The sequence below is a fragment of the Paenibacillus phyllosphaerae genome, from assembly GCF_014192105.1.
GTDB lineage: Bacteria > Bacillota > Bacilli > Paenibacillales > Paenibacillaceae > Paenibacillus_Z > Paenibacillus_Z phyllosphaerae.
In genome coordinates this window covers 377,756-401,407 of the sequence record NZ_JACHXK010000005.1, presented here as the reverse complement: position 1 = coordinate 401,407, position 23,652 = coordinate 377,756, and the positions used below count along the sequence as shown (strand labels likewise).

Below are 23,652 nucleotides of genomic sequence, written 5' to 3'. Positions count from 1 at the left end.
GGAGGGTGGGGCAACATGGCAATCATCGGTATTGATCTGGGGACGACGAACAGTTTGGTCACGTATTGCGCGGGGGAAGAGGCCATTGTCATTCCGAACGCGCTAGGCCAGCATTTGACGCCATCGGTTGTTAGCAGGGATGAGGATGGCGGCATCCTCGTGGGACAGATCGCCAAAGAACGGCTGATCTCGCATCCGCATGCCACTGCCGCCGTATTCAAACGATATATGGGATCGAAGAAAACATATCGGCTGGGCGATAAAGAATTCCTCCCGGAGGAGCTCTCCGCGCTGGTCATTCAATCGCTTAAGGCGGATGCGGAGCATTATCTGGGACAGCCCGTGCACGAAGCGGTCATCAGCGTGCCGGCCTACTTCAGCGACGCGCAGCGCAAGGCAACCAAGCGTGCCGGCGAGATGGCCGGCTTGCGGGTGGAGCGGCTCATCACGGAGCCGACGGCCGCGGCGCTTGCTTACGGCATTCACTTGAAGGATGCGGATACGAAATTCCTCGTCTTCGACCTTGGCGGCGGGACGTTCGACGTCTCCATTCTCGAGCTGTTCGATCAGGTGATGGAGGTCCGGGCCGTGGCGGGCGATAACTACCTGGGCGGCGAGGATTTCACCGAGGTGCTGACCGCGATGTTCATGAAGCATCACGGGCTTAAGGCAGAGGAGATAGAGCCCCAGACGCAAGCCTTGATCTATAAGCAGGCGGAAGAGGCCAAGCGGCAATTCGCCAGCCAACGCCATGCGATCATGACCTGCCCGGTTGCGGACTCGCTGCTGACGTTCGAGGTGACGTTGGAGCAATACGAGGAGGCCTCCAAAGGGCTGCTGCAACGATTGCGGGAACCCATCGAGCGCGCGCTGCGCGACGCATCGCTGAAGGTGAGGGACATCGAAGCGATTCTGCTGGTGGGCGGAGCGGCGAAGCTGCCTTTCATCCGCACGTTCGTCAGCCGGCTGTTCGGCAAATTGGCTTATGCCAACGTCAATCCGGATGAAATCGTCGGCATCGGATCGGGCATCCAGGCAGCGCTCAAGGAGCGGAATGCGAGCTTCAGCGAGGTGGTGCTAACGGACGTCTGCCCTTATACGCTCGGCACGAGCGTCGCGTTCAAACGCAGCGGCGGGTTCTCGGAGAGCGGCCATTTCTGCCCGATCATCGAACGGAATACGGTGATTCCCGTCAGCCGGATGGAACGCTTCTTCACGATGGCGGATCAGCAGAAGCTGATTCGCATCGATATCCTGCAGGGCGAGGCGCGGCTGTCGCGTGACAATATTTTTCTAGGGGAGCTGAATGTGCCGGTTCCGTCCAAGCGCGCAGGCGAGGAAGCGGTCGATGTCCGGTACACGTACGATGTGAACGGCCTGCTGGAGGTCGAGGTCACGGTCGTCTCCACGGGGCTGAAGAAGTCGCTCGTCATTGAGAAGGACCCAGGTCATATGACCAAGGAAGAAATCGCCGGCCGTCTGGAGGAACTCTCCGGGCTGAAGATCCATCCGCGGGAGCTGCAGGACAACAAGTGGCTCGTCGCTCGGGGCGAGCGGCTGTACGAGGAGCGGATCGGCGAGGAACGCGGCGAGATCGCCCGCTTGCTGCGTTTGTTCGAGGAAGCGTTGGATCAGCAGGAGCCGAAGCAGATTGCGGAGATGAAGCAGCAGCTTCGCGACATTTTCGATACGATGGAAGGCCAGGGAGGGCTATAACATGCGTGGATTTGATGTGCTGGGGATCGATCCGACCACGGATCCCAAAGAAATTAAGCGGGCCTATACCCGCCTCCTGAAGGTCCATAGCCCGGAGACCGACCCGGAAGGATTCCAACGCTTGCGCGAAGCGTACGAGCAGGCGCTCGCGGCTGCGCAGCAGGGCTTGCAGGAGGAGGAAGAAGACGCGAATGATCCGGTCCTGCGCTTCATGAACCGGTTCACGGCGCTGTATGCCGACTACAAGAGCCGTCTGGAACCAGAGGCTTGGCGGCAGCTGCTGGATGACGATGCATGCCACCAGCTTGATACGGGCGAGGAGATCAGCCGCCGCATCCTCCACTTCCTATCGGATCATTATTATATTCCGTTCGCGGTCTGGACGCTGCTTAACGAGCGGTTCCGATGGGATCGGCAGAAGGATAAGCTGTATGACCGCTTCGACCGCAACTTTATCGACTTTGTGATGAATAAGGTCCGCACGGACAATTTCTTCCGTTATGAGGCCCTGCGCGATTGCAAGGAAGGCGATGCGGATGTATTCATCGCGGCTTATCATGACGGCTCCAACGCGGTCGATGCCTACGATTACTACGGGACGAGGACCGCGATCGACCAAGCCGAGTCGCTTGCCCCTTGGCATCCGGATCTTCACGTGCTCAAGGCAAGGTTCGCGATGGCCAACGGGCGGCTAGATGAGGCAGAGCGCTTGCTGTCCGGCTTGCTCGAGCAAGATGCGGACGACTTTTATGCCCGGTATTTCCACAGCATTCTGATGTACCGGACCGGGCGATTCGCGGAGGCGTATGAGGACTGCGCCGTCATTCTGCCGCGCCGGCCGGATATGGCCGATGTGCTGTTCACGTTAGGCAAGAGCGGCGTGAGCTTGGGCAACTACGACGGCGCGATCGAGCATCTCACGACGCTTAAAGGGATTCTCCCGCATGATCATGAGGTGTACCACCTGCTGACTTCGGCTTATCATTTCCAAATCGAGCAGCTGCGTCCGCAATGGGACGAACACCCGCAGGACATGGAGCTCGCGTACAAGCTGGCCGTGGCTTATTGCGAGACGAACAACGCGGAGACAAGCTATAAGCTGCTTAGCGAGGTGGAGCAGCGCCAGCAGACGGCCAAAGTGTATGAGTATATGACGCAAGCGCTGCTGCGCATGGACAAGCACGAATTGGCGTTGGTGACGGTGAATAAAGGGCTGGATCTGTTCCCGGCCGACTACGAACTGCTCTTCTCCAAAGCCCATATGCTCGAACACTTCGGACAGCTCGAACAGTCCGTCCTGTATTACGAGCAGGCCGCGGCCGTTAAGCCGAATGCCGCCGTCATCTACAATAACAAGGCCTACATGCTGAACAAGCAGGCCAGATACGAGGAAGCGCTCGACAGCGCGGCGCGCGCCATCGCGCTGGAGCCGGCAAGTCCGAACGCGCACCGGCATATGGCGGAGGCTTTGCTGGGCCTGGAGCGGTATCAGGAAAGTTACGACGCGTGCGAGGAAGCGCTCCGCCTGTTCGAGGGGTATGCGGAGGCCTATGTCACGAAGATGAGAATACTGGTGCATGTGCGTCAGTTCGAGGAAGCTTTGCTCGTGTTCCAGAAGGCCGACAGCCTTAATCTGAAGAGCAGCCAGCTGTACCGGTGGAAAGCCGAGGTCCTGCGGGCGAACGGCCAATATGCGGAAGCGATCGGCTGGTGCGAACTCGCGCTGGAGCTCGACGAGAACAATACAGAAGCGGTCTATTGCCGTGGCTTGTGCCATTATGACATGGACAACTATGAAGAAGCCATCCGCCTATTCGATCAGGTCATTGAACGGAGCGGGATGGAGCGGGCCCGGTTCTATAGGGCGTACAGCTTATACTTAAGCAACCGCGACGATGAAGCGCTGACCGAGGCGGAGCAGGCGATCTCCCTTATTGAAGATCCGTCGAAGCATGATCAGTACTACGATATTATCGGCGACGTCTATCGCAGAAGAGGGCAGATGGACGATGCGATAGAAGCGTATAAGCAAGCGATGGCCATTAATGACCAGACGGCGGTGTACCCTTCCCAGATCGGCGAGCTAGAGCGCCAGATGGGCCGTTACGAGGCGTGTTTGGAACACCTCAACCGGGCGATCGAGCTTGACCCCACTTTCATTCGCGCTTATGGTTCCTTGATCGAGGCACACTTCTTCCTGGGCAAGGATTATGAAGAATGCATACGCCTGTGCCGAATTGTGCTGGAGATGGAGGGCGATAACACGAATGCGTGCGATTTCCTCGGATGGTCGCTGTTCATGCAAGGCCGGCACGAGGCAGCGCTCGCAATCGTGCAGGAAGGATTGCGCGTGGATGGCGAGCATATCAGCATGCTCCATCTGAAGATGCTTCTCTTGAAGGAGCAAGGCTCGATCCGCAAAGCGCTTGTCGTCTGCGACCGGATTCTCGAACTTGATCCCGAACACGAGGATACGCTGGCCAAGCGCGATGAGATGATTAAGGAGAAGAAAGAACGGTTCTTCGATCGTTTCAGGACGAAGCGGGATCAATAAAGCAACGTATACGCACGTTAGGAGCGAGTCCGCCCATCCAAGGGCGGATTCTTCTTTTTTAAGCAAGCCCGCGCGCATTCTACCCTTGTTTTAATAAAAAGATTCTGGGACAATACTAGAAGGATCATACCCTGTAATATCGGCATCAAGCAGACATGAGGTCTGCATTTTTCGTTTTGAAATGAGGAAGAAAACAATGAGTACACCATCCATCTATGGATTAACTTTAGAGCAATTAACCGCATGGTTGGGCGAGCGCGGGCATAAGAAAGGCCGGGCGCAGCAGGTATGGGATTGGCTGTACCGCAAGCGCGTCACCGACTTCGCGGCGATGGAGGACGTGAACGCGGAGCTGCGCCGGGTGCTTGAAGAGCATTATGCGATTCAGACGCTGGAGGAGCATGTGAAGCAGCAATCCTCGGACGGGACGGTCAAATTCCTGTTCAAGCTGACGGACGGCAATCTGATCGAGACGGTGCTTATGCGCCATAAGTTCGGTCTCTCGGTCTGCGTCACGACTCAGGTAGGCTGCAACATCGGCTGCAGCTTCTGCGCGAGCGGCCTGCTGAAGAAAAGCCGCGACCTGACGAGCGGCGAGATCGTCGAGCAGATCATGAAGGTGCAGCTGCATCTGGACGCGGCGGGCCTTGGCGAACGCGTCAGCCACATCGTCGTTATGGGGATCGGCGAGCCGTTCGATAATTACGAGCATATGTCGAACTTCATCCGCGTCGTGAAAGACCATAAGGGCCTGGCGATCGGACCGCGCCATATTACCGTATCGACCAGCGGTCTTGCCAAGAAAATCCGCGAATTCGCGGACTCCGACCTCGGCGTGAACTTGGCGATCTCGCTGCACGCGCCGAATAATGAGCTTCGCACCAAGATCATGGTCATCAACAAAGCGATTCCGATCGAGACTCTTATGGACGCGATCAACTACTATCTGGACCGTACGAACCGCCGCATTACGCTGGAGTATATTATGCTGCGCGACGTGAACGACCAGAAGGAGCATGCGCTCGAGCTGGCGCAGCTGATCGGCGAGGGCAAGCTGAAGCAGTTGGCTAACGTCAATCTCATCCCGTACAACCCGGTGGATGAGCACAGCCAGTACCAGCGTCCGGATCAAGAGACGATCCGGGGCTTCTACGATACGCTCAAGAAGCAAGGCGTCAGCGTCAGCGTCCGCCTCGAGCATGGCGTCGACATCGACGCCGCCTGCGGGCAGCTGCGCAGCAAGCAGATCCGGGCTGAGAAGGACCGTCTCGGCGTTGGCTAGAACGATCGCGATAGAAGAGGTATGCAAAGGAGCGTCCCCCGCTTGGGAGACGCTCCTTTGTGCCTATCTAGGCAAGTGTAAGCCATGCTTAATGCTGCCGCTGCTTGCGCATCAAGATCAGCAAGCCCCCGCCCGCGATAAGCGCGGCCGCGATGAAAGGCTGCAAGCCCGACAGGTTGCTGAATAACGTCCCGATCGAGAAAATGGCGAAGAACAGCACCGATAGAATCGTCAGGATATTAATCGGGATGAGCAGGTACTTGTTGCGGCCGCCGAACCAATACAGTTCGAATAGTCCGACCGCAGGCGCCAATATGAAGCCCGGCCACATATAGTGCCAAGCGTCGAACAGCATGGATACCTGGCAGACGATCGCGACGGTGAACAGTACGCCGCCGGGCACGAGCAGCCCGATCCCGCGCCGCTGCATCACGCTGAAGTACATCCAGTGGAAGAAGACGCTGAGCGGCAGGACGAACAGCGTCGGCCAGAAATACGTGAAGATCGTGCCTACACCAAAGTTGATCGGCCCGCGCATGAACATGAAGATGCCGAGAAGGACGAGAATGCCGCCGATAAAGGCGTTGCCGTTCCGGTTCAAGAGATTCACTCCTTTATGTATTATTGTTAATCTCAGATTAGCATAGCTGCTTGCGCTTGTCGCCCTACTCGAGGGAAGGGGCAAGCTCGGCCTTAAGACTGATTTTATTCGCCTTTCGTCTAACGACAAAAGCTCCGCCCGGCGATGAACGCCAGCGGAGCTTTTGCGGTGAAGCATTTATTTGAAAATACCGAACGGTTTGCCGATCGGCAGGAATACCTTGCCGAAGTGGGCGTTCAGGACATTGGCGCCCGCACCGTACAGAGAGAGAATTCCGATGCAGAGTTCCGCATATGCGGCCATCGCGTGGAAGAAGTCCGGCGCGACGCCGAATGCATCCATCGCAAGCCCAAGGAACAGGAAGTCAATGAGGAAGAAGATGAAGAACAGCACTTTGTTCGTCTCGACCGCGCCGATCGTCATGAAGATCGTGAATACCAGATAGCCGGCAAAAGCAAAACCAAGCTGCTTCGGCTCCACGCCCTCCGCCAATGTGCTGCCGAACACGCCGAGCTTGATCAGCCAATTGCCTGCCATGGCGAACCAGAAGAAGGCATAGGCGCCGAAAGCGGTCGTGCCGAACGTGTTGCCGCGCTTCGAGTCTTCGATGCAGGCGAATAGCTGCGCGCATGCCCCGAGGAAGATAGCCCAAGGAATAGCATAGCTAAGGCCGGTGGTAATGCCGAGCTTCTGCGAAGAGGCTACGAGCGTAACGATAGCCAGACCGAATAAGCCGAGCGCGCTCGGGTCGGCGTTCGTGATTTTGACTGCGGTGGATGATGGTTGTTGCACGTTCAATAATACCCCCAATATGGTTGTCGATCTGGCTGCTCAGGGCTAAGACAAGCCTAACGCTAATGCATGATGCCAGGTCCGGATACGGCCTGTCTGAACAGATTGCATCTACTGGACACAGCTGTAGATTGTAACATAGCTTGACGCCGGGATGAAAGAAAAACTTCCTGTTTTCAATGAATAGTCAATGGATATTATGGATAAAGTTTGGCAGAATCCTCATATCCGGACGCAGGTTCGGGCATGCTAGAAGGTAGCGCATTTCAATAAATCCCCCTTCATGGGAAGGAAATAACGGAACTAAGCTGTGCTAAGAAGGAATATACGTTACAATAGAATGAGATTGGCATGGGCAGGAGTGAATTGGAATGGCGAAAGAAGAAGTGATTTTAACCCGCGAAGGGCTCCAAAAGCTCGAAGAGGAGCTTGAGGAGCTTAAAGGTCCGAGAAGGCAAGAACTGGCGGAACGCCTTAAGGTCGCAATTAGTTATGGTGACTTGAAAGAGAACAGCGAATACCATTCGGCTAAGGACGATCAGGCTCATATGGAGACGAGAATCCAGATATTGGAGCGAATGATCCGTAAAGCGCGCGTCGTCGATGCGGACAGCCTGAATGCCTCCGTGGTGCAGATCGGATCGACCGTAACGGTACATGACCGGGAGTTCGACGAGAAGGTGGAATACCGGATCGTGGGTCCGGCCGAGGCGGATGTGCTGGAGAACCGCATCTCGTACGAGAGCCCGCTCGGCAAAGAATTGATCGGCAAATCGGTCGGCGCCGTCATCAGCGTGACTGCGCCAATGGGCGTTATGGAATACGAAGTGTTGGAGATTCGCGCTGTCTAGCCGAAGTCCATGTAGAGTGAGAAAGCCCCGATTCGGTCATCCGAATCGGGGCTTTCTCTATGCTTCAGCGGCTGAGAACCAGCCGTAAACTTGTTACACGTGGAACAAATTAGAAGAACTTCACGAGCTCGTCCTTCACGTCGTCGTTGGAACCGCCAACGACCGTAACCTTCTGCTGCTTGTTGAACAGCGCCTGAATCTGCTCCGGATACGTCTGCTCGATCTTGCGAAGCTCGATCGCTTCGTTGAATTTGGCCGGATGCGCCGTCGACAGGGCGACCGTTACTTCGCCTTCAGCCGATTTGCGGTCGCCCGCCGCTACGCCGCAAGCAGTATGCGGGTCAAGCAGATAGCTGTATTCGCCGTAGTACGAGCTGATCGTGTCAAGGCATTCCTCGTTCTGGACGCCGTAAGCGTCGAAGTCGGCTTGCACGAGCGCCAGTTTGTCGGCGCCGATCTCGATCCGTCCTTCGTTCTTGAATTGCGCCATGATCGAAGCAACGGCCGAAGCGTCTTCTCCGCACAGATAGTACAGGTAACGCTCGAAGTTGCTCGCCACTTGAATGTCCATCGACGGGCTGTGCGTGCCGCGGAATTCGCCCGGCTGGTAGATGCCCTCGCGCACGAAGCGCTCGAGGATATTGTTCTCGTTCGTCGCCAGAATGAGCTTGTTGATCGGCAAGCCCATCTTCTGCGCCAGATAGCCGGCGAAGATATCGCCGAAGTTGCCTGTCGGTACGCTGAAGTTGACCTTCGCCGTGACGCCTTGCTCCGCGAGACGGAAGTACGCATAGAAGTAGTACACGGTCTGCGCCAGAATGCGGGCGATATTAATCGAGTTGATGGCGCGCAGATGATAGTGGTGCTTGAACTCCACGTCCGCGAACAGCTCCTTGATGATGCGCTGGCAGTCGTCGAAGGTGCCTTCCACGGCCAGATTCAGTACGTTCGCATCATCGATCGTCGTCATCTGCAGCTCTTGCACCTTGCTTACCTTGCCATGCGGGTGAAGGATACAGATGCGGATGCCTTCCTTGCCGCGTACGCCTTCGATCGCCGAAGCGCCGGTGTCGCCCGAAGTAGCGCCAAGGATGTGAATGATGGAGTTGGTCTTGCCCGATACATACGAGTACAGATTGCCCAGGAATTGAAGCGCGATGTCCTTGAAGGCAAAGGTCGGGCCATGGAACAGCTCGAGCACGTGCAAGTTGTCGTTAATCTTGCGAACGGGCGTAACCGCCGGATCGCGGAATGTGGCATAGCTGTCGTCGACGAGCTTCTTCAAGTCTTCGCGCGGAATCTCGTCGCCGATGAACAGCGAGAATACTTCGAGCGCGAGCTCGGAGTAAGACAGCTTCTGCCAAGCGGCCAGCGTCTCTTGCGACAGCTGCGGGAGATGGGTTGGGACGAGCAGACCGCCGTCGTCTGCCAGACCCATGAGAATAGCGTCAATAAAGCCGATCGGGGCTACCTGCCCTCGTGTGCTGATATATTGCATGATTGGTCCCCTTGTCTATGAGGTTGTTCAAAAAGCCGCCAATTGATCACGAAGCAAATCAAGGAGTAGCTAACCACTTTTTGGACACGCACTCTAATTAAAGAATTTTCAATAAGTTTATCAAAAAAACGGCCGGATGCCTAACCCTGTTTCAAGATTTTAGTGGACAAAATTTAGAAGATAGCGTAATTTCAAGCCAATATCTTCCATAGACTTGCTATTGCCTATATGGAAGGAATGTTGGACCAACTTAATAAGGAAAGAAGGCAGGAGAAGCATGGGGAAAATGTTTACGGCCATCTCGGAGGACCATGGACAGTTCATTCGCAAGCAGCATATTTTTTTCGTGGGAACGGCGCCGTTAGCGGAGGAGGGGAATGTCAGCTTGTCCCCCAAAGGCTATGATTCGCTGCGGCTGCTGTCGCCCAACCGGGTCGCTTACCTCGATCTGACGGGCAGCGGCAACGAGACGAGCGCGCATCTGATGGAGAACGGGCGCATTACGGTCATGTTCTGCGCTTTTGAAGGACAGCCGAACATTATCCGCTTATACGGAACGGGTAAGGTAATCCTGCCGGGGAGCCAGGCGTGGGAGGAACTGTACCCGCAGTTTACGCCTTTGCCTGGTGCCAGACAGATCATCGACATTGCGGTGGACAAAGTTCAGACTTCCTGCGGCTTCTCGGTGCCGTTCATGTCGTATGAGGGAGAACGCGATACGCTGCAGCGCTGGGCGGGACAGAAGGACGAGGAGCAGCTTACGGCCTACCGGCTCCAGAAGAATACGAAGAGCATTAACGGCATGCCTACGCCAATCGGCGTGCAGCTGGGCGCAGAGTAACGGCGGCATTCCGCAGCGAAGGGGAACGGGTCAGGGCGCGTTTGGCGATTGTCGAAACTTCTATGCATGATTGCAGGGAAAATAACCACACTATTACAGGCCCTAACAACCATGCCACCAGAGGAGTAGAGAATATGCCAAGAAAATTAGCCTTCACGATGCTGATCGGCCTGTCGCTCATGCTCGGCGCGATGCCGCTGACAGCGGGTGCGGCTGCGCTCGATCACAAACACGGTCATCAGCGCGGCGGCGCGGTCTCCGCGCAGCAGCTCCAATTAAACCAGGAGCTAAGGAAGCTGTGGACCGACCATGCGCTGTGGACGAAGTCGTATCTGATCGCGTTCTATGGGAATCTGCCGAGCCAGGAGAAATATCTGAACCGGCTCCTCCGCAATCAGAAGGACATCGGCAATGCCATCAAGTCCTTTTACGGCGAAGAAGCGGGCAACAAATTGGGACAGCTGCTGACCGAGCATATCGTTATCGGAGGCCAAGTGTTCACGGCGATTAAGGAGAAGAACCAGAGCAAGCTGGAAACGGCGAACAAAGCATGGTTCAAGAATGCGGACGACATTGCCGCGTTCCTTAGCAAGGCTAACCCGAATTGGTCCCAGGAAGAGCTGCGGTCCATGCTGCATGAACACCTGAAGCTGCTGCTCGCCGACTCGCTGTCGATCGTCAATCAGAACTGGGACGTGGATATCGAAGCGACCGATAAGGGGCTGGAGCATCTGCTGAAGCTGGCGGACGTATTGACCGAAGGGATCGTCAAGCAATTCCCGGACAAATTTTAACCGGTAAGAGAGGCGCCCCTTGCCTCTCTTTTCTTTATGCCTATTTTTCGGGCGAGCTGCTATTGAAACGATGCGACATTGCGTGTAAGATATACAAATATTAAATTTCATAGAACTCGTATAATCATGGGGATATGGCCCATAAGTTTCTACCGGATGACCAATGCAATCATCTGACTATGAGTGAAGGCGCATCAGGCGCACAGGTTCGGCAGCCTACGGTTAATAACCGGAGGGAGCCCCTGTGGAACGGTTGCCGATGCAGCGCAGCTTGCGGGCGAGATAACCCCGCGGATGCGCGACCTAAAGGGATGATATAGCCCAGAAGGACAGCGTTCACTTGAGAATGATTTCAAGTGAGCGCTGTCCTTTTTTCATTTCAAGAAGAGGAGTGAGTGAATCATGAAAGAACTGCAAGAACGCATACGCCAAGAGGGATTGATTCTCTCGGATACGGTACTGAAGGTGGATTCCTTCCTGAACCATCAGGTCGATACGAAGCTGGCGCTGGCGATCGGACAGGAGTTCAAACGGATTTTCCAGGACAAGACGATTACGAAGGTGCTTACGATCGAGGCAAGCGGCATCCAGTTCGCGATGGCGGCCGGCATTGCGCTGGACGTGCCGTTCATCTATGCGAAGAAGAAGAAAGCCGTAACGCTGGCGGAGAGCGTCTATTCCGCTCCGGTGCATTCGTTCACGCGGCAGGAGACTTACCAGGTGAGCATCTCGCAGAAGTATCTCGGTCCGGAAGATAAAGTGCTGATCGTGGACGATTTTCTCGCGACGGGCGCGGCGCTGGTCGGACTGGTCGATATCGTGCGCGAGTCGGGCGCCGAGCTGGTCGGCGTCGGCTGCGTCATCGAGAAGAGCTTCCAGGAAGGCCGCGGCCTGCTCGAGGCCAAAGGGATCGAAGTCCATTCGCTCGCGCGGATCGCTTCCATGTCCCCGGGGCAAGTCCATTTCATCGACGAACTTATTCCGACAACTTAACGATCCTAAAGGAGATGCACCATGAGCACGCTTAGCAAACAGAAAGTATTCACGCTTGGTTTCCAACATCTGCTGGCGATGTACGCCGGGGCGATCGCCGTTCCGCTCATCGTGGGCGCGGCGCTCCAGCTGAACGAAACCCAAATGGCTTATCTGATCGCGGCCGACATGTTCACGTGCGGTCTGGCGACCTTGCTGCAGGCCATGCGGACCCGGTTCTTCGGCAGCGGCTTGCCGGTGGTGCTCGGCTGTACGTTCACCGCGGTATCCCCGCTCATCGCGATCGCTTCATCCTCGAATCTCGCGACAGCCTATGGCGCGATTATCATCTCAGGGTTGTTCGTCGTACTGGCGGCGCCGCTCTACGGGAAGCTGCTCAAGTTCTTCCCGACGATCGTAACTGGTTCGGTCGTCACCATCATCGGCTTATCGCTCATCCCCGTTGCGATGAATAATGCGGCTGGCGGACAAGGCAGCGCAAGCTACGGCGATCCGAAGAACCTTATTCTGGCGCTCGTGACGCTCGTGGTCATTCTTCTCGTGAACCGGTTCGCTACCGGCTTCCTGCGCGCCGTATCCGTGCTTGTCGGTCTCGTCGCCGGCACCGTGGTTGCCTATGCGATGGGTATCGTGGACTTCAGCCCCGTAGGCGACGCATCGTTCGTGAGCATCGCGCAGCCATTCTACTTCGGCACGCCGGAGATCGGCATTACGGCGATCGTGACGATGATCATCGTCAACATCGTCAGCATGGTCGAATCGACGGGCGTATACCTGGCGGTAGGCAAGGCGACCGATCAGAAGGTGGAGCAGAAGCAGATCGTCGGCGGCCTGCGCTCGGAAGGTCTGGCGATTATGCTCGGCGGGATCTTCAATGCCTTCCCGTACACGGCATTCTCGCAGAATGTCGGACTGCTCTCGCTCACCAAGGTGAAGACGCGCAATGTTATCTTCGCGGCTGGCGGCATGATGGTCGTGCTTGGCATGCTGCCGAAGCTGGCGGCGCTTACGACCGTCATCCCGAGCGCCGTGCTCGGCGGCGCGATGATCGTCATGTTCGGCTCGGTAGCCGTATCGGGCATCTCGATTCTATCCGAAGTGAACCTGCGCAAGGACGGCAACCTGCTCATCGCGGCATGCAGCATCGCGGTCGGCCTCGGCTCCGCAACGGTGCCGCAGATGTTCGACCAGCTGCCGGACTTCGCGAAGATGCTGCTGCAGAACGGCATCGTATCCGGCTCGATCACGGCGATCGTGCTCAATCTGTTCCTCTCCCGGAGCAAGAGCGAGCCGGCGAACGTGGAGCAGCAGCAAGCGGCTTAAATTTAGATGGTAAGGAATACGGCAATCACCCCCGTTTGGAAGGAACGGGGGTGATTTTTTGCGTCTAGCGGGGCACTCGATAGATGGGCGAATGGTTTGTTCGGTGCAAAGGATGGGTACTATGTAATGACATGTTATCCCCATCATTAACCCGAACTTGAAGCTTAGGAGGAATGACGAATGAGCGGTGTACCTAGCGATAAGCGTAATGTGAAGGACAAGCAACTGGACCAATTCCGGGTCGATGACGCCGGCCAGACGCTGACGACGAATCAGGGACTCAAGATGGCCGAGGACGAGTTCTCGCTGAGGGTGGGAGAGCGAGGTCCGACCTTGCTCGAGGACTTTCATTTTCGGGAGAAAATGACGCACTTCGACCATGAGCGGATTCCCGAGCGCATCGTGCATGCCCGCGGCTTCGCGGCCCATGGCGAGTTCCAGGTGTACGACGACAGCTTGAAGGCGTATACGAAAGCGAAGTTCCTGACCGACCCTTCGCGGGTTACGCCGACCTTCGTTCGTTTCTCGACCGTTGCCGGCTCGCGCGGTTCGGCGGAAACCGTCCGCGACGCGCGCGGCTTCGCCACCAAGTTCTATACCGAAGAGGGCAACTACGACCTCGTCGGCAACAATATACCGGTCTTCTTCATTCAGGATGCGATCAAGTTCCCGGACCTTGTCCATGCGCTCAAGCCGGAACCGCATAACGAGATGCCGCAGGCCGCATCGGCGCACGATACGTTCTGGGATTTTGTCGCGAACAACCAGGAATCGGCGCATATGGTCATGTGGGCGATGTCCGACCGCGCCATCCCGCGCAGCTTCCGCATGATGGAGGGGTTCGGCGTACATACCTTCCGGCTGGTGAACGAGGAGGGCAAGGCAACGTTCGTGAAATTCCACTGGAAGCCGGTGCTCGGCACGCATGGCCTCGTCTGGGATGAGGCGCAGAAGATCTCGGGCAAGGATCCGGATTTCCACCGCCGCGACCTGTGGGAATCGATCGAGACCGGTAATTATCCGGTCTATGAGCTTGGCTTGCAGCTGCTGCCGGAGGAAGACGAATTCAAGTTCGACTTCGATATTCTTGATCCGACGAAGCTCTGGCCGGAAGAAGACATTCCCGTGAAGCTAGTGGGCAGGATGGTGCTGAACCGCAACGTGGACAACGTGTTCGCCGAGACCGAGCAGGTGGCGTTCCATCCGGGCCATGTCGTGCCGGGCATCGACTTCTCCAATGACCCGCTGCTGCAGGGACGGCTGTTCTCCTATACGGATACGCAGCTGATCCGCTTGGGAGGCCCGAACTTCCACGAACTGCCGATTAACCGTCCGGTGTGCCCGTTCTTCAACAACCAGCGCGACGGCTATGGCCGCCATACGATAAACCGGGGCCAGGTGAGCTACCACAAGAATTCGCTCGCCGCGAACACGCCGGCGCCGGCCAGCGAAGCCGAAGGCGGCTATGCCCACTATCAGGAGAAGGTGGAAGGGCATAAGGTCCGCAAGCGCAGCGACAGCTTCAAGGATTTCTTCTCCCAGGCGACGCTGTTCTGGAACAGCATGTGCCCGCCGGAGAAGCAGCATCTGATCGATGCGTTCAGCTTCGAGCTCGGCAAGGTGAAGAACAAATCGGTCCAGCAGCAGGTCGTCGACATGTTCGCGAACGTGAGCGTGGAGCTGGCATCCGCCTTCGCCGAGGCGATCGGCGCGAATCTGCCGCCGGGCAGCGATGGCCGCGTCGTCAAAACTTCGCCAGCGCTCAGCATGCTGAATACGGTGAAAAGCCCGGCGACCCGCAAGGTTGGGGTTATCGTCGGCAACGGCTTCGACGGGGCCGAGGTGCAGGCGGTGCTGCATGAGCTCGCCGCAGCAGGCATTCAGGCGGAGGTCATCAGCGAGAAACTCGGCTTCGTGACCGGCACGAACGACACCCGCCTGGAAGTCGTGCATACGTTCCTGACCGCGCACTCCGTCCTGTTCGACGCGCTCTATGCGGCGGGCGGCACATGGACGAACCCGCGCTCGGCAAAGGATACGGCAGAGTTCCTGAAGGAAGCGTTCATGCATTACAAAGCGATCGGCGCGAGCAACGACGGCGTCGATTGGCTGCAGCCGGCAGGCATCGTCAGCGGCGTAGGCATCGTGGTGCCAAGCCCGCATCTGACGGAATTCGTCCCGGCGTTCATTGAAGCGGTCGCGGCGCACCGCCATTGGGACCGCTCGCTCGTATAAGCGAGGATGCTATAACCGGATATAAATTGCGAGCGGGAAGAGAGGAGAGATCCTCTCTTTTTTGCGCTGCCCAGGCATGCTATGATGGGACAAATGTGGACGAAGAATGGAGCGGTAGACGTGGTGATTCGCTGGTTGGCGATATTGGTTTATGCGGCGGCGGCTTGGCTGCTATATAGGTACGGCGAAGCGCTGCTTGAAGCATTCCGGCAATCGGATAATCTGCTTCTGGCCGTGGTGATCGCGACGGCGGCCTCCTTCTTCCCCGTAATTCCGTATCCGGTCGTCGGCGGGGTACTGGGGGCAGCCTTCGGGCCAGTGACCGGCGGTGTGGTAGCCTGGACGGGATCGACGCTCGCCTCGCTCTTGATGTTCCTGTTCATCCGATACTACTATCAGGAACTCGGCCGACGCATGTTGCGGCAGAGCAAACATCTGGACAGACTGACCGGACTGTTCGAGCGGAATGCCTTCCTTGCCGTCCTGTTCGCGCGGATGATCCCGATCATGCCGTCTATAGTCATCAACGGCTATGCGGCTTTAAGCCAAGTGCGTTTTAGCGTCTACGCGGCTGCGTCGGCGTTGGGCAAAATACCCTCCATGCTGCTCTTTGCGGTCGTCGGCAGCGAGGCGGTCACGGCGCCTGGCCGGATTGTGGCGGTCATCCTGCTCTATGGCGGCTTCTTAGGATTGACCTTGCTCGTCTATCGCCGGTGGAACCGGTCTGTCTAGCGCGATGCGCGGATGAAGATGGTTTACAGCGGCGAAGCGGGTGTGGTATATTTTTGCCATACACTTTATTGCATAAAAGCATAAAAGCACAAAAGTTACCATGTCCTGCAGGCGGACAGACGCCTCGATCACATCTTGAAGGAGCTGCACATGCGATGGAGCAATCCCCATTAAACCAATTACGCGTCGATATAGACCAGGTGGACCGCCAGATAATCGCGCTCTTGGCCGAGCGTTTCAAGCTGACCGAAGAGGTCGGCCAGTATAAAGCGCAGCAGGGACTGCCTGCTCAAGACCCGTTCCGCGAGCAGCTGCAATTCAACAAAATTGCCCAGCTATCCGAGGAATGCGGTCTGAAGCCCGGTTATGCGTCCGATATCTATCGGTTAATCATGGATTTGGCTATCGCGCGTCATAGGGAGCTTCGGCAGGAGAGCCCGTCGTGCACGGCATCCGGCTCCTAGAGCAGCCGCGTACGGTTGACGGATGAAGAACGTACGAGTAAGATAGTTCAATGACAATCAAACTATCAAGAGACGACGACGAGAAGCGCGTGAAGATGTTCAAGGCATTGGCGGAAGTGAAGCGGCTCGAGATAATCCGTTATATACGCCAGACGGACCGCGAGATGACCTGCGGTGACCTCGGCGAGATCATTGGCATGGATAAGTCCAATGTGTCGTATCACCTGAAGATCCTGTACGAAGCCGATCTGGTGAAGGTGAGCCGAAGCGGGCAGAACAAATTCGCCCAGTTGCGAGAGGATACGTTTCAGACGTTTTTGCCGGGTTTCCTGGATAGCCTTTAGCTGGCGGGAGCCCTTTCTTTTGGCGTAATAGTTTGAAAGTTGTATAACTATATGAATACAGGCGTGCAGAATGCGTATACTTACGAACGTTCTTGCAGAACGCACGCTGCTTACTCGATGGGAGATGCCTAACAATGGTCCAAACATTAACGAACAAACAAATCGTGCTGGTCAGCCGCCCGGTGGGTATGCCGACGAATGAGAACTTCCTGTATCGCGAGGCGCCGGTCGCGGAGCCGCAGGACAGGCAAGTGGTCGTCCAATCGCACTATCTCTCGGTTGATCCTTACATGCGCGGCAGAATGAGCGACGCCAAATCCTATATCGCCCCGTATGCCCTCAATGAAGTCATCGTAGGCGGCATTGTCGGCGAGGTAGTGGCATCCAAGTCGGACAAGCTGCAGGTCGGGGACAAGGTGCTCGGCATGCTGGGATGGCAGATCTACAATGTCGTCGATGCCGGCAACGTTACGAAGGTTGACGACTCCATCGCCCCGCTGTCGGCGTACTTGAGCGTGCTCGGGCTTACGGGACTCACCGCTTACTTCGGCCTGCTCGATATCGGTCAGCCGAAAGAAGGCGAGACCGTCGTGGTGTCCGGTGCCGCAGGCGCGGTAGGGATGCTAGTCGGCCAGATCGCGAAGATCAAAGGCGCGCGCGTCGTCGGCATTGCCGGATCGGACGAGAAGGTCGCCTTCCTGAAGGGCGAGCTCGGCTTCGACGAGGCGATCAACTACAAGACGGCTAATCTGCAAGAGGCCGTCGCCCAGGCATGTCCGAATGGCGTAGACGTCTACTTCGACAATGTCGGCGGGGTTGTCTCCGACGCGGTGATGAGCCAGCTGAACGATCATGCCCGCATTCCGCTCTGCGGCGCCATCTCTTCGTACAACGCAACGGACGGCGATCTCGGTCCGCGCATGCAGACGAAGCTGATCAAGACGCGCTCGCTCATGAAGGGCTTCGTGCTGAGCGACTATGCCAGCCGGATGCAGGAAGGGGCCAAGGCCTTGGCCCAATGGCTGTCGGAAGGCAAGCTGAAATACGAAGAAACGATCGTGGAAGGCTTCGAGAATGTTCCGCAAGCGTTCCTCGGCCTGTTCAAGGGCGAGAATATCGGTAAGCAACTGGTGAAAGTAACTGAATAGACGATCATTGGTTTGCGTTCAAGGGGTTGGAACGCAGCATTGATCGGTGGTAGATTGGTTTGCGTTCCAGGAGTTGGAACGCAGCATAAATTGAAGAAGACCGCTCGACCAGCCGGCAATCGGCGAGGTGGAGCGGTCTTTTTGCGTTTTATCGGTGCACGACCCGGGCTGCCTTCGGCTTGCGCTGCCAGTTGTAGGCGAACAAGCTGATGAAGACGAGGCCGGCGAAGAAGATCGCGAACAGCCAGGAAGCCTGGCCTACCGTCATTCGATCGAGCACCGCCCCGGTCAAGAGCGGCAGCACCGCTCCGCCGACGCCGCCAGCCGCAATCATCATGCTCGGCGTCGATTCCTCGGTGCCCGGCAGCAGCTTGCTGACGAAGACGAGCGCGATCGAGAAGAGGCCTGACATGGCGAGGCCCAGCAGCGCGATAATCGTGAAGCTCGCCCAGATGGAATCCGCCAGCGGCAGCAGCATGAGCAGTACGGTAGTCGCGATACAGCTGAATAGCACGTAGACACGGTAATGGAAGCGTTCAGCGACATACCCGGCGAACAGCCGGCCCACTGACATCGCTACCCAGAAACAGGTGACGCTTAATGCCGCGCCCGACTCGCTCATGGAGAGCTTCTCGATTAGGATGGACGGCATGAAGTTGGCAAGGCTCATCTCGGTCCCGACATAGAGGAAGAAGAACAGCAGGAACATGCCGAGTATGATCCGGTCCTTGCCTTGGACCAGCGCGCGGCTGCTCCCTTCCTTGGTTGGCGTTCCCGGTGCAGGACCTCGCTCGTTCAGCACACGATCCAGCTCCCCAAACGAACCTTTGGTCCACAGAATGAACGTGATGAGGGCGAAGACGGCAACGACAAGGAATGAGAGCTGCCAGTACCCGGCGGCGATCAGACCGCTCGCCACAAGCGGCATGAGCAGGGCGCCGACGCCGAAGAAGACTTCCAACCGGCTCATGGCGACAGCCGTTTGATCCGTGATCGCCGAGATGATGATCGTGCCGATGACCGCTTCGATCATGCCGAAGCCGAATCCGGCGGCGATGGCGATGACATACATCCAGCCCCATGGCGGCAGTAACGTATACATAACCTCTGCGGCAAGCAGCAGCCCGATTGCGATCAAGAGACCGCCTTTCTTGCCGAAACGCCGATTAAGCAGGGGCGAGACGAGAACCCCGACCAGGAAACCGGCGAACTGGGTGAAGATCAGCATGCCGCCTTGGCTGTAATCCTTTTCATAATGGTCGAGAACGACCGGCAGCACGGAGCCGAGCACGACATGCGCAAGTCCGATCAGCAGATAGGATAAGCATCCGATCCATACTAATTTTTTCATGATGAGCTCCTTTGTGCAGGTAATCTATCTTGATTCTAGCCGATCAGAGCGTGCGGCGCTGCAACAATCTTGCCGAATCGTTGTTCGATTTTGACCTCTGGCGGAACGCGCAGACACATTTTGCGCGGGAGGCATTGTAAAGACGGTTCGAAGCGGGTATACTGAAGCTAACTTTTAGACCGACATGTCAGAAGGTCAAAAATAAAAAGAAGGTGAGCGGATGTGTCCCCGCACGAAAGAGCAGAATGAGATCATTCGGCAGCAGCGGCTGCAGCAGATCCGGCATACGGCCGCCGAGGTGCTGCTCGAGAAGGGCCTGAGGATGGAGATGGGCGACATCGCCGAGAAGGCTGGCCTGGGCCGCGGGACCGTGTATCATTACTATAACAATAAGATTGAACTGCTGGAGCATCTGCTGCAGGAGGCGCTTGAGGAAGGCGAAGCGCTCCTGGCCCGCACGATGCGCGAAGATTTATCGCCGATCGGGCGGCTGGCTGCATATGCTAGAGCAAGCCTTGCCAGCTGGGTGCGGGAGCCGGTTCATTTTATTCTTTTTTTATATGCCTTTCAGTATGCGGAGCCGCTTCCGATTTCCCAGCCGGAGAGACTTCAGCGGGAATTCCGGGAGAGGCTGCTCGTCCCGGTACTCCGTACGATACAAGCCGGCGCCCGGCGCGGCGAGCTGACGAAGATCTCGCCGGATACGCTTTTTCACACCTTCATGAGCACGCTCATCGGATCCGCGCACGCCCGCATTCGGCTTGCGATGAAGCCGGAGGATGATCCCCTTCCATGGGTAGAGGACGTTGTTCATGTGCTGATGAAGGGCATTCGTCATGAAGACAAGATCGACAATAACAGGTAAAGGATTATGGTGACCTTCTATGATAATAATTAAAACCCGCGAGCAGATCGAAATGATGCATAAGGCCGGTCAGATTCTGGCTGCATGCCATAGAGAGATCGCCCAGATGATTCGCCCCGGCATTACGCCGCTTGCCATCGACCAATTCGCCGAGAAATTCATGCGGTCGCATGGAGCTACGCCCGAACAAAAAGGATACAACGGCTACCCGTTCGCGACGTGCGCGTCGATCAACGACGTCATCTGCCACGGCTTCCCGAATGAACGCCCGCTGCAGGACGGCGACATCGTAACGATCGATATGGTCGTCAATCTGAATGGGTGGCTCGCCGATTCGGCCTGGTCCTATGCGGTCGGTAACGTGTCCGCCGAGGCGCAGAAGTTGCTGGACGTGACGAAGGAATCGATGTACAAAGGCATCGAGCAAGCCGTGATCGGCAACCGGATCGGCGATATTTCCCACGCGGTGCAGGCGTATGCGGAGAGCTTCGGCTATGGCGTCGTGAAGGAATTCGTCGGCCATGCGATCGGCCAAGACATGCACGAAGAGCCGCAGGTTCCGCATTACGGGCCGGCCGGCAAAGGCCCGCGCCTGAAAGAAGGCATGGTCATCACGATCGAGCCGATGCTGAATACCGGCACGTGGCAGAGCAAGCTGGATTCGGACGGCTGGACCGCCCGGACCAAGGACGGCGGCTTGTCGGCGCAATACGAGCATACGATCGCGATTCTGCCGGAAGGCCCGCTCATTCTGACCGCTCAATAATTACGGAATCGAGACCGTCTCCGACGCTGCGCGAAGCAGCGGGAGGCGGTTTTTTCGAAATATAAGAATTTATATGTTTCACCTCTATAAATCATCTTCTATTTCTCCGGAATGAAACTTAATACGCCGCCAATGGACGGCGCAAGCCGTTTCACCTTGTGTGATCGTTCGGGCAAAGTAGGCGTTTGTTGCAGGATGTCTCATTATGGCAATATTTTCATCTAAAGAACAGTAGTGTATAGTCGTTAGAAGAAGGAATGTTAAGAAGGAATAGAAGGAGCCAGGCGGCATGCTTACCATAGTTGGCTGGGCTGCGCTTCTGGTGATATTCGTGCTTATAGCCGGAAGCTTGTATTTTTACCAGAAGGCGATTGCCCGCGCATCGAAGGATTTTTTGAAGGAAGACCCGGAGCTCGAGACGTCCTCGGAGGAGGCCGCCGCTTCGGACGCGAACGGCCGCTGGTGGAGAAGCCAGTCCTTCCAGAAGTGGGAGATCGTCTCCGATGACGGGCTGCGGCTGCGGGGATTTTATTTGCCGGCGGCACGAGCGACGAACAAGACGGCAATCATCGCGCACGGCTACTCGGGCAATGCGACGCTTATGGGCGGATGGGCGAAACTGTATGCGGAGGAACTCGGCTATAATATTCTGCTGCCGGACGCCCGCGGCCATGGCGCGAGCGAAGGACGTTATATCGGCTTTGGCTGGCACGAGCGCAAGGATTTTGTGCGCTGGATTAAGCAGGTAATCGAGGTCTGCGGCGACGACGTGCAGATCGTGCTGCACGGCATCTCGATGGGCGGCGCGACGGTCATGATGACGAGCGGCGAGCGGCTGCCGGCCAATGTGAAGGCGATCGTGGAAGACTGCGGGTATACCTCGGTGAAGGAGGAGCTGTCGCATCAGCTGCGGCGGATGTACCGGCTGCCGGCGTTCCCGATCCTGTCGCTGACGAGCCTCGTGACGAAGCTGCGCGCCGGCTATTACTTCGGCGAAGCTTCCGCGCTTGCGCAGGTGAAGAAGACGCGCACGCCGATGTTATTCATCCATGGCGATGCCGATGCTTTCGTGCCGACCGAGATGGTCTATCGGCTGTATGAGAGCTGCCCGACGGACAAACAACTGTACGTGGTAGCCGGCGCCGCGCACGGTAACGCCAGGTTGGCCGATCAAGAAGGCTATGCGCGTCAAATATCCGGATTCATCGGCAAATATGTCATCTAGAGGGGGCCATTCGATACCATGACCGCGATATGGAGCATTATTGCAGCCGTGTTCGTGCTGACCTTTGCCGTCTATTTGGTGCTCGTCCTGTACCCGTCCTTTGGCGGCCGAAGGAACAGCGACGAACGGGACGCCCTGATCAGGTCGAAGAACTATGATCAGAACAAATTCGTGAACACCCTCCCGACGAGCATGTCCATGACGGCTATGGACAGCGTCAAAGTAATGGGGGAGATGATGAGCGGCAGCGGTAACAAGAAGCCGGCTCGCCCGATCGATATCGTGAAGTGGCAGCCTCAGGCCGAAGGGCAGCGGAAACCGCGCATCACTTGGCTGGGCCATTCAGCCTTGCTGCTCGAGCTGGATGGCAAGCACATCTTGCTTGATCCGATGTTAGGCAGAGCCCCGTCGCCATTCCCGGCGATCGGCGGGAAGCGATTCAGCAGCGAGCTGCCGGTCCGGATCGAGGATCTGCCGCCGATCGACGCCGTTATCCTCTCGCACGATCATTACGATCATTTGGATTTCGGCACGATCAAACGGCTCAAGAACAAGGTCCGGCGCTTCTTCGTCCCGCTTGGGGTGGCCAAGCATCTGGAGCGCTGGGGCGTTGACCCCGCTGCGATCGATGTATGCGATTGGTGGGACGAGCGTGCGTGGGAGGGACTTACGCTTGCGTGTACGCCGGCGCGTCACTTCTCGGGGCGGGCGCTGACCGACCGCAATGCGACACTGTGGTGCTCCTGGGTGATCGCGAGCGGCGACGTGCGGATATTCTTCAGTGGCGACAGCGGCTATGGACCGCATTTTGAGGAAATCGGCGAGCGGTATGGTCCGTTCGATCTGACGCTCATGGAGTGCGGACAGTACGATCCGCGCTGGGCTTTCATCCATATGATGCCGGAGGAGACGGTGCAAGCGCATCAGGATGTCCGGGGCAAAGTGCTGTTGCCGATTCATTGGGGCGCCTTCACGTTGTCCGTCCACGATTGGCGCGATCCTGTGGAACGGGCAAGCGCCGAGGCGGTAGAACGAGGCGTAGAGATCGCGACGCCTCGCATCGGCGAATCCTTCGTTATCGGCGGGGAAGATTATCCGACCATGGCTTGGTGGCGGGAAGCGCTAGGATAATTGTTAGTTGAAGCCCAGCACGGCTCTCGTGCTGGGCTTTTGTACACGGTCGGGGGACGCCGGTTCCGACGCCGAAGAAGCGGCTCTTCGACGCCCGGCGCAAGCTCAAAGGGATGCTTCCCGTATCGGATTTATTGACAGTCGTA

At 57.0% G+C, this 23,652-nt stretch carries 21 protein-coding genes and 1 riboswitch; of the genes, 17 read left to right on the top strand and 4 right to left on the bottom strand.

Annotation, left to right across the window (positions count from 1 at the left end; all coding sequences use genetic code 11):
- Positions 1-15: 15 nt before the first annotated feature.
- From FHS18_RS14195 to rlmN, 3 genes are all read left to right on the top strand, one after another.
- Positions 16-1,716 carry a molecular chaperone HscC gene (locus FHS18_RS14195; protein ID WP_183600716.1) on the top strand — a complete coding sequence of 567 codons (1,701 nt, stop codon included), beginning with the start codon at positions 16-18 and terminating at the stop codon, positions 1,714-1,716.
- A 1-nt stretch (position 1,717) separates the two neighbouring features.
- Complete coding sequence (locus FHS18_RS14190) at positions 1,718-4,270, top strand: J domain-containing protein (RefSeq protein WP_183600715.1); 2,553 nt, start codon at positions 1,718-1,720, stop codon at positions 4,268-4,270.
- Positions 4,271-4,466: 196 nt separating this feature from the next.
- On the top strand, positions 4,467-5,552 hold the full coding sequence (gene rlmN, locus FHS18_RS14185; RefSeq protein ID WP_183600714.1) for a dual-specificity RNA methyltransferase RlmN: 1,086 nt from the start codon (positions 4,467-4,469) through the stop codon (positions 5,550-5,552).
- An 88-nt stretch (positions 5,553-5,640) separates the two neighbouring features.
- Here rlmN and FHS18_RS14180 read toward each other — a convergent pair whose 3' ends face one another.
- Both FHS18_RS14180 and FHS18_RS14175 read right to left on the bottom strand, forming a co-directional pair.
- A complete protein-coding gene (locus FHS18_RS14180) occupies positions 5,641-6,153 on the bottom strand; it encodes a hypothetical protein (protein WP_409348585.1) in 513 nt (170 codons plus the stop codon).
- Between the two features lie 177 nt (positions 6,154-6,330).
- Positions 6,331-6,945, bottom strand: a complete 615-nt coding sequence (locus tag FHS18_RS14175) for an acetate uptake transporter (RefSeq protein WP_183600713.1) — start codon at positions 6,943-6,945, stop codon at positions 6,331-6,333.
- 371 nt (positions 6,946-7,316) lie between these two features.
- Here FHS18_RS14175 and greA point away from each other — a divergent pair, with 371 nt between their 5' ends.
- Positions 7,317-7,796 carry a transcription elongation factor GreA gene (gene greA, locus FHS18_RS14170; RefSeq protein WP_183600712.1) on the top strand — a complete coding sequence of 160 codons (480 nt, stop codon included), beginning with the start codon at positions 7,317-7,319 and terminating at the stop codon, positions 7,794-7,796.
- Between the two features lie 109 nt (positions 7,797-7,905).
- Here the strand turns inward: greA and thrC are convergent, their stop codons facing one another.
- Positions 7,906-9,294 (bottom strand): threonine synthase, encoded by a 1,389-nt coding sequence (thrC, locus tag FHS18_RS14165; RefSeq protein WP_183600711.1) that lies wholly within the window; start codon positions 9,292-9,294, stop codon positions 7,906-7,908.
- 277 nt (positions 9,295-9,571) lie between these two features.
- Between thrC and FHS18_RS14160 the strand changes: the two genes are divergently transcribed.
- The 9 genes from FHS18_RS14160 to FHS18_RS14120 all read left to right on the top strand — a co-directional run bounded on the left by FHS18_RS14160 (position 9,572) and on the right by FHS18_RS14120 (position 18,168).
- The gene (locus tag FHS18_RS14160; RefSeq protein ID WP_183600710.1) at positions 9,572-10,135 is read left to right on the top strand and encodes a pyridoxamine 5'-phosphate oxidase family protein; all 564 of its coding nucleotides are present in this window, start codon (positions 9,572-9,574) and stop codon (positions 10,133-10,135) included.
- Between the two features lie 134 nt (positions 10,136-10,269).
- The gene (locus FHS18_RS14155) at positions 10,270-10,929 is read left to right on the top strand and encodes a glycosyltransferase (RefSeq protein ID WP_246427635.1); all 660 of its coding nucleotides are present in this window, start codon (positions 10,270-10,272) and stop codon (positions 10,927-10,929) included.
- A 96-nt stretch (positions 10,930-11,025) separates the two neighbouring features.
- Positions 11,026-11,129, top strand: a riboswitch (purine riboswitch).
- 202 nt (positions 11,130-11,331) lie between these two features.
- Entirely contained in the window at positions 11,332-11,922 is a 591-nt protein-coding gene (locus FHS18_RS14150) for a xanthine phosphoribosyltransferase (protein WP_183600709.1), read from the top strand.
- Between the two features lie 21 nt (positions 11,923-11,943).
- Positions 11,944-13,245 (top strand): nucleobase:cation symporter-2 family protein, encoded by a 1,302-nt coding sequence (locus tag FHS18_RS14145; RefSeq protein WP_183600708.1) that lies wholly within the window; start codon positions 11,944-11,946, stop codon positions 13,243-13,245.
- Positions 13,246-13,425: 180 nt separating this feature from the next.
- Positions 13,426-15,480, top strand: coding sequence for a catalase (locus tag FHS18_RS14140; RefSeq protein ID WP_183600707.1), 2,055 nt, complete (start codon positions 13,426-13,428; stop codon positions 15,478-15,480).
- Positions 15,481-15,573: 93 nt separating this feature from the next.
- A complete protein-coding gene (locus FHS18_RS14135) occupies positions 15,574-16,212 on the top strand; it encodes a TVP38/TMEM64 family protein (protein WP_221401313.1) in 639 nt (212 codons plus the stop codon).
- Positions 16,213-16,367: 155 nt separating this feature from the next.
- Positions 16,368-16,676, top strand: coding sequence for a chorismate mutase (locus FHS18_RS14130; protein WP_183600706.1), 309 nt, complete (start codon positions 16,368-16,370; stop codon positions 16,674-16,676).
- A gap of 50 nt (positions 16,677-16,726) precedes the next feature.
- Positions 16,727-17,020, top strand: a complete 294-nt coding sequence (locus FHS18_RS14125) for an ArsR/SmtB family transcription factor (protein ID WP_183600705.1) — start codon at positions 16,727-16,729, stop codon at positions 17,018-17,020.
- Between the two features lie 134 nt (positions 17,021-17,154).
- Complete coding sequence (locus FHS18_RS14120) at positions 17,155-18,168, top strand: NADP-dependent oxidoreductase (RefSeq protein WP_183600704.1); 1,014 nt, start codon at positions 17,155-17,157, stop codon at positions 18,166-18,168.
- Between the two features lie 148 nt (positions 18,169-18,316).
- On the opposite strand, the gene FHS18_RS14115 is transcribed toward FHS18_RS14120, so the two are convergent.
- On the bottom strand, positions 18,317-19,519 hold the full coding sequence (locus tag FHS18_RS14115) for an MFS transporter (RefSeq protein ID WP_183600703.1): 1,203 nt from the start codon (positions 19,517-19,519) through the stop codon (positions 18,317-18,319).
- Positions 19,520-19,739: 220 nt separating this feature from the next.
- Between FHS18_RS14115 and FHS18_RS14110 the strand changes: the two genes are divergently transcribed.
- From FHS18_RS14110 to FHS18_RS14095, 4 genes are all read left to right on the top strand, one after another.
- Positions 19,740-20,384, top strand: a complete 645-nt coding sequence (locus tag FHS18_RS14110; protein ID WP_183600702.1) for a TetR/AcrR family transcriptional regulator — start codon at positions 19,740-19,742, stop codon at positions 20,382-20,384.
- Positions 20,385-20,403: 19 nt separating this feature from the next.
- Positions 20,404-21,150 carry a type I methionyl aminopeptidase gene (map, locus tag FHS18_RS14105; protein WP_183600701.1) on the top strand — a complete coding sequence of 249 codons (747 nt, stop codon included), beginning with the start codon at positions 20,404-20,406 and terminating at the stop codon, positions 21,148-21,150.
- A 289-nt stretch (positions 21,151-21,439) separates the two neighbouring features.
- Entirely contained in the window at positions 21,440-22,375 is a 936-nt protein-coding gene (locus FHS18_RS14100) for an alpha/beta hydrolase (RefSeq protein ID WP_183600700.1), read from the top strand.
- An 18-nt stretch (positions 22,376-22,393) separates the two neighbouring features.
- On the top strand, positions 22,394-23,506 hold the full coding sequence (locus tag FHS18_RS14095) for an MBL fold metallo-hydrolase (protein ID WP_183600699.1): 1,113 nt from the start codon (positions 22,394-22,396) through the stop codon (positions 23,504-23,506).
- The last annotated feature ends 146 nt before the right edge of the window (positions 23,507-23,652 follow it).

Coding starts and splice junctions, on each gene's coding strand:
- FHS18_RS14190 (WP_183600715.1), top strand. CDS start 1,718: ATGCGTGGATTTGATGTGCTGGGGATCGATCCGACCACGGATCCCAAA.
- FHS18_RS14120 (WP_183600704.1), top strand. CDS start 17,155: ATGGTCCAAACATTAACGAACAAACAAATCGTGCTGGTCAGCCGCCCG.
- greA (WP_183600712.1), top strand. CDS start 7,317: ATGGCGAAAGAAGAAGTGATTTTAACCCGCGAAGGGCTCCAAAAGCTC.
- FHS18_RS14100 (WP_183600700.1), top strand. CDS start 21,440: ATGCTTACCATAGTTGGCTGGGCTGCGCTTCTGGTGATATTCGTGCTT.
- FHS18_RS14115 (WP_183600703.1), bottom strand. CDS start 19,519: ATGAAAAAATTAGTATGGATCGGATGCTTATCCTATCTGCTGATCGGA.
- thrC (WP_183600711.1), bottom strand. CDS start 9,294: ATGCAATATATCAGCACACGAGGGCAGGTAGCCCCGATCGGCTTTATT.
- FHS18_RS14140 (WP_183600707.1), top strand. CDS start 13,426: ATGAGCGGTGTACCTAGCGATAAGCGTAATGTGAAGGACAAGCAACTG.
- FHS18_RS14150 (WP_183600709.1), top strand. CDS start 11,332: ATGAAAGAACTGCAAGAACGCATACGCCAAGAGGGATTGATTCTCTCG.
- FHS18_RS14130 (WP_183600706.1), top strand. CDS start 16,368: ATGGAGCAATCCCCATTAAACCAATTACGCGTCGATATAGACCAGGTG.
- FHS18_RS14155 (WP_246427635.1), top strand. CDS start 10,270: ATGCCAAGAAAATTAGCCTTCACGATGCTGATCGGCCTGTCGCTCATG.
- FHS18_RS14195 (WP_183600716.1), top strand. CDS start 16: ATGGCAATCATCGGTATTGATCTGGGGACGACGAACAGTTTGGTCACG.
- map (WP_183600701.1), top strand. CDS start 20,404: ATGATAATAATTAAAACCCGCGAGCAGATCGAAATGATGCATAAGGCC.
- FHS18_RS14125 (WP_183600705.1), top strand. CDS start 16,727: ATGACAATCAAACTATCAAGAGACGACGACGAGAAGCGCGTGAAGATG.
- FHS18_RS14145 (WP_183600708.1), top strand. CDS start 11,944: ATGAGCACGCTTAGCAAACAGAAAGTATTCACGCTTGGTTTCCAACAT.
- FHS18_RS14110 (WP_183600702.1), top strand. CDS start 19,740: ATGTGTCCCCGCACGAAAGAGCAGAATGAGATCATTCGGCAGCAGCGG.
- FHS18_RS14135 (WP_221401313.1), top strand. CDS start 15,574: ATGTGGACGAAGAATGGAGCGGTAGACGTGGTGATTCGCTGGTTGGCG.
- FHS18_RS14095 (WP_183600699.1), top strand. CDS start 22,394: ATGACCGCGATATGGAGCATTATTGCAGCCGTGTTCGTGCTGACCTTT.
- FHS18_RS14160 (WP_183600710.1), top strand. CDS start 9,572: ATGGGGAAAATGTTTACGGCCATCTCGGAGGACCATGGACAGTTCATT.
- rlmN (WP_183600714.1), top strand. CDS start 4,467: ATGAGTACACCATCCATCTATGGATTAACTTTAGAGCAATTAACCGCA.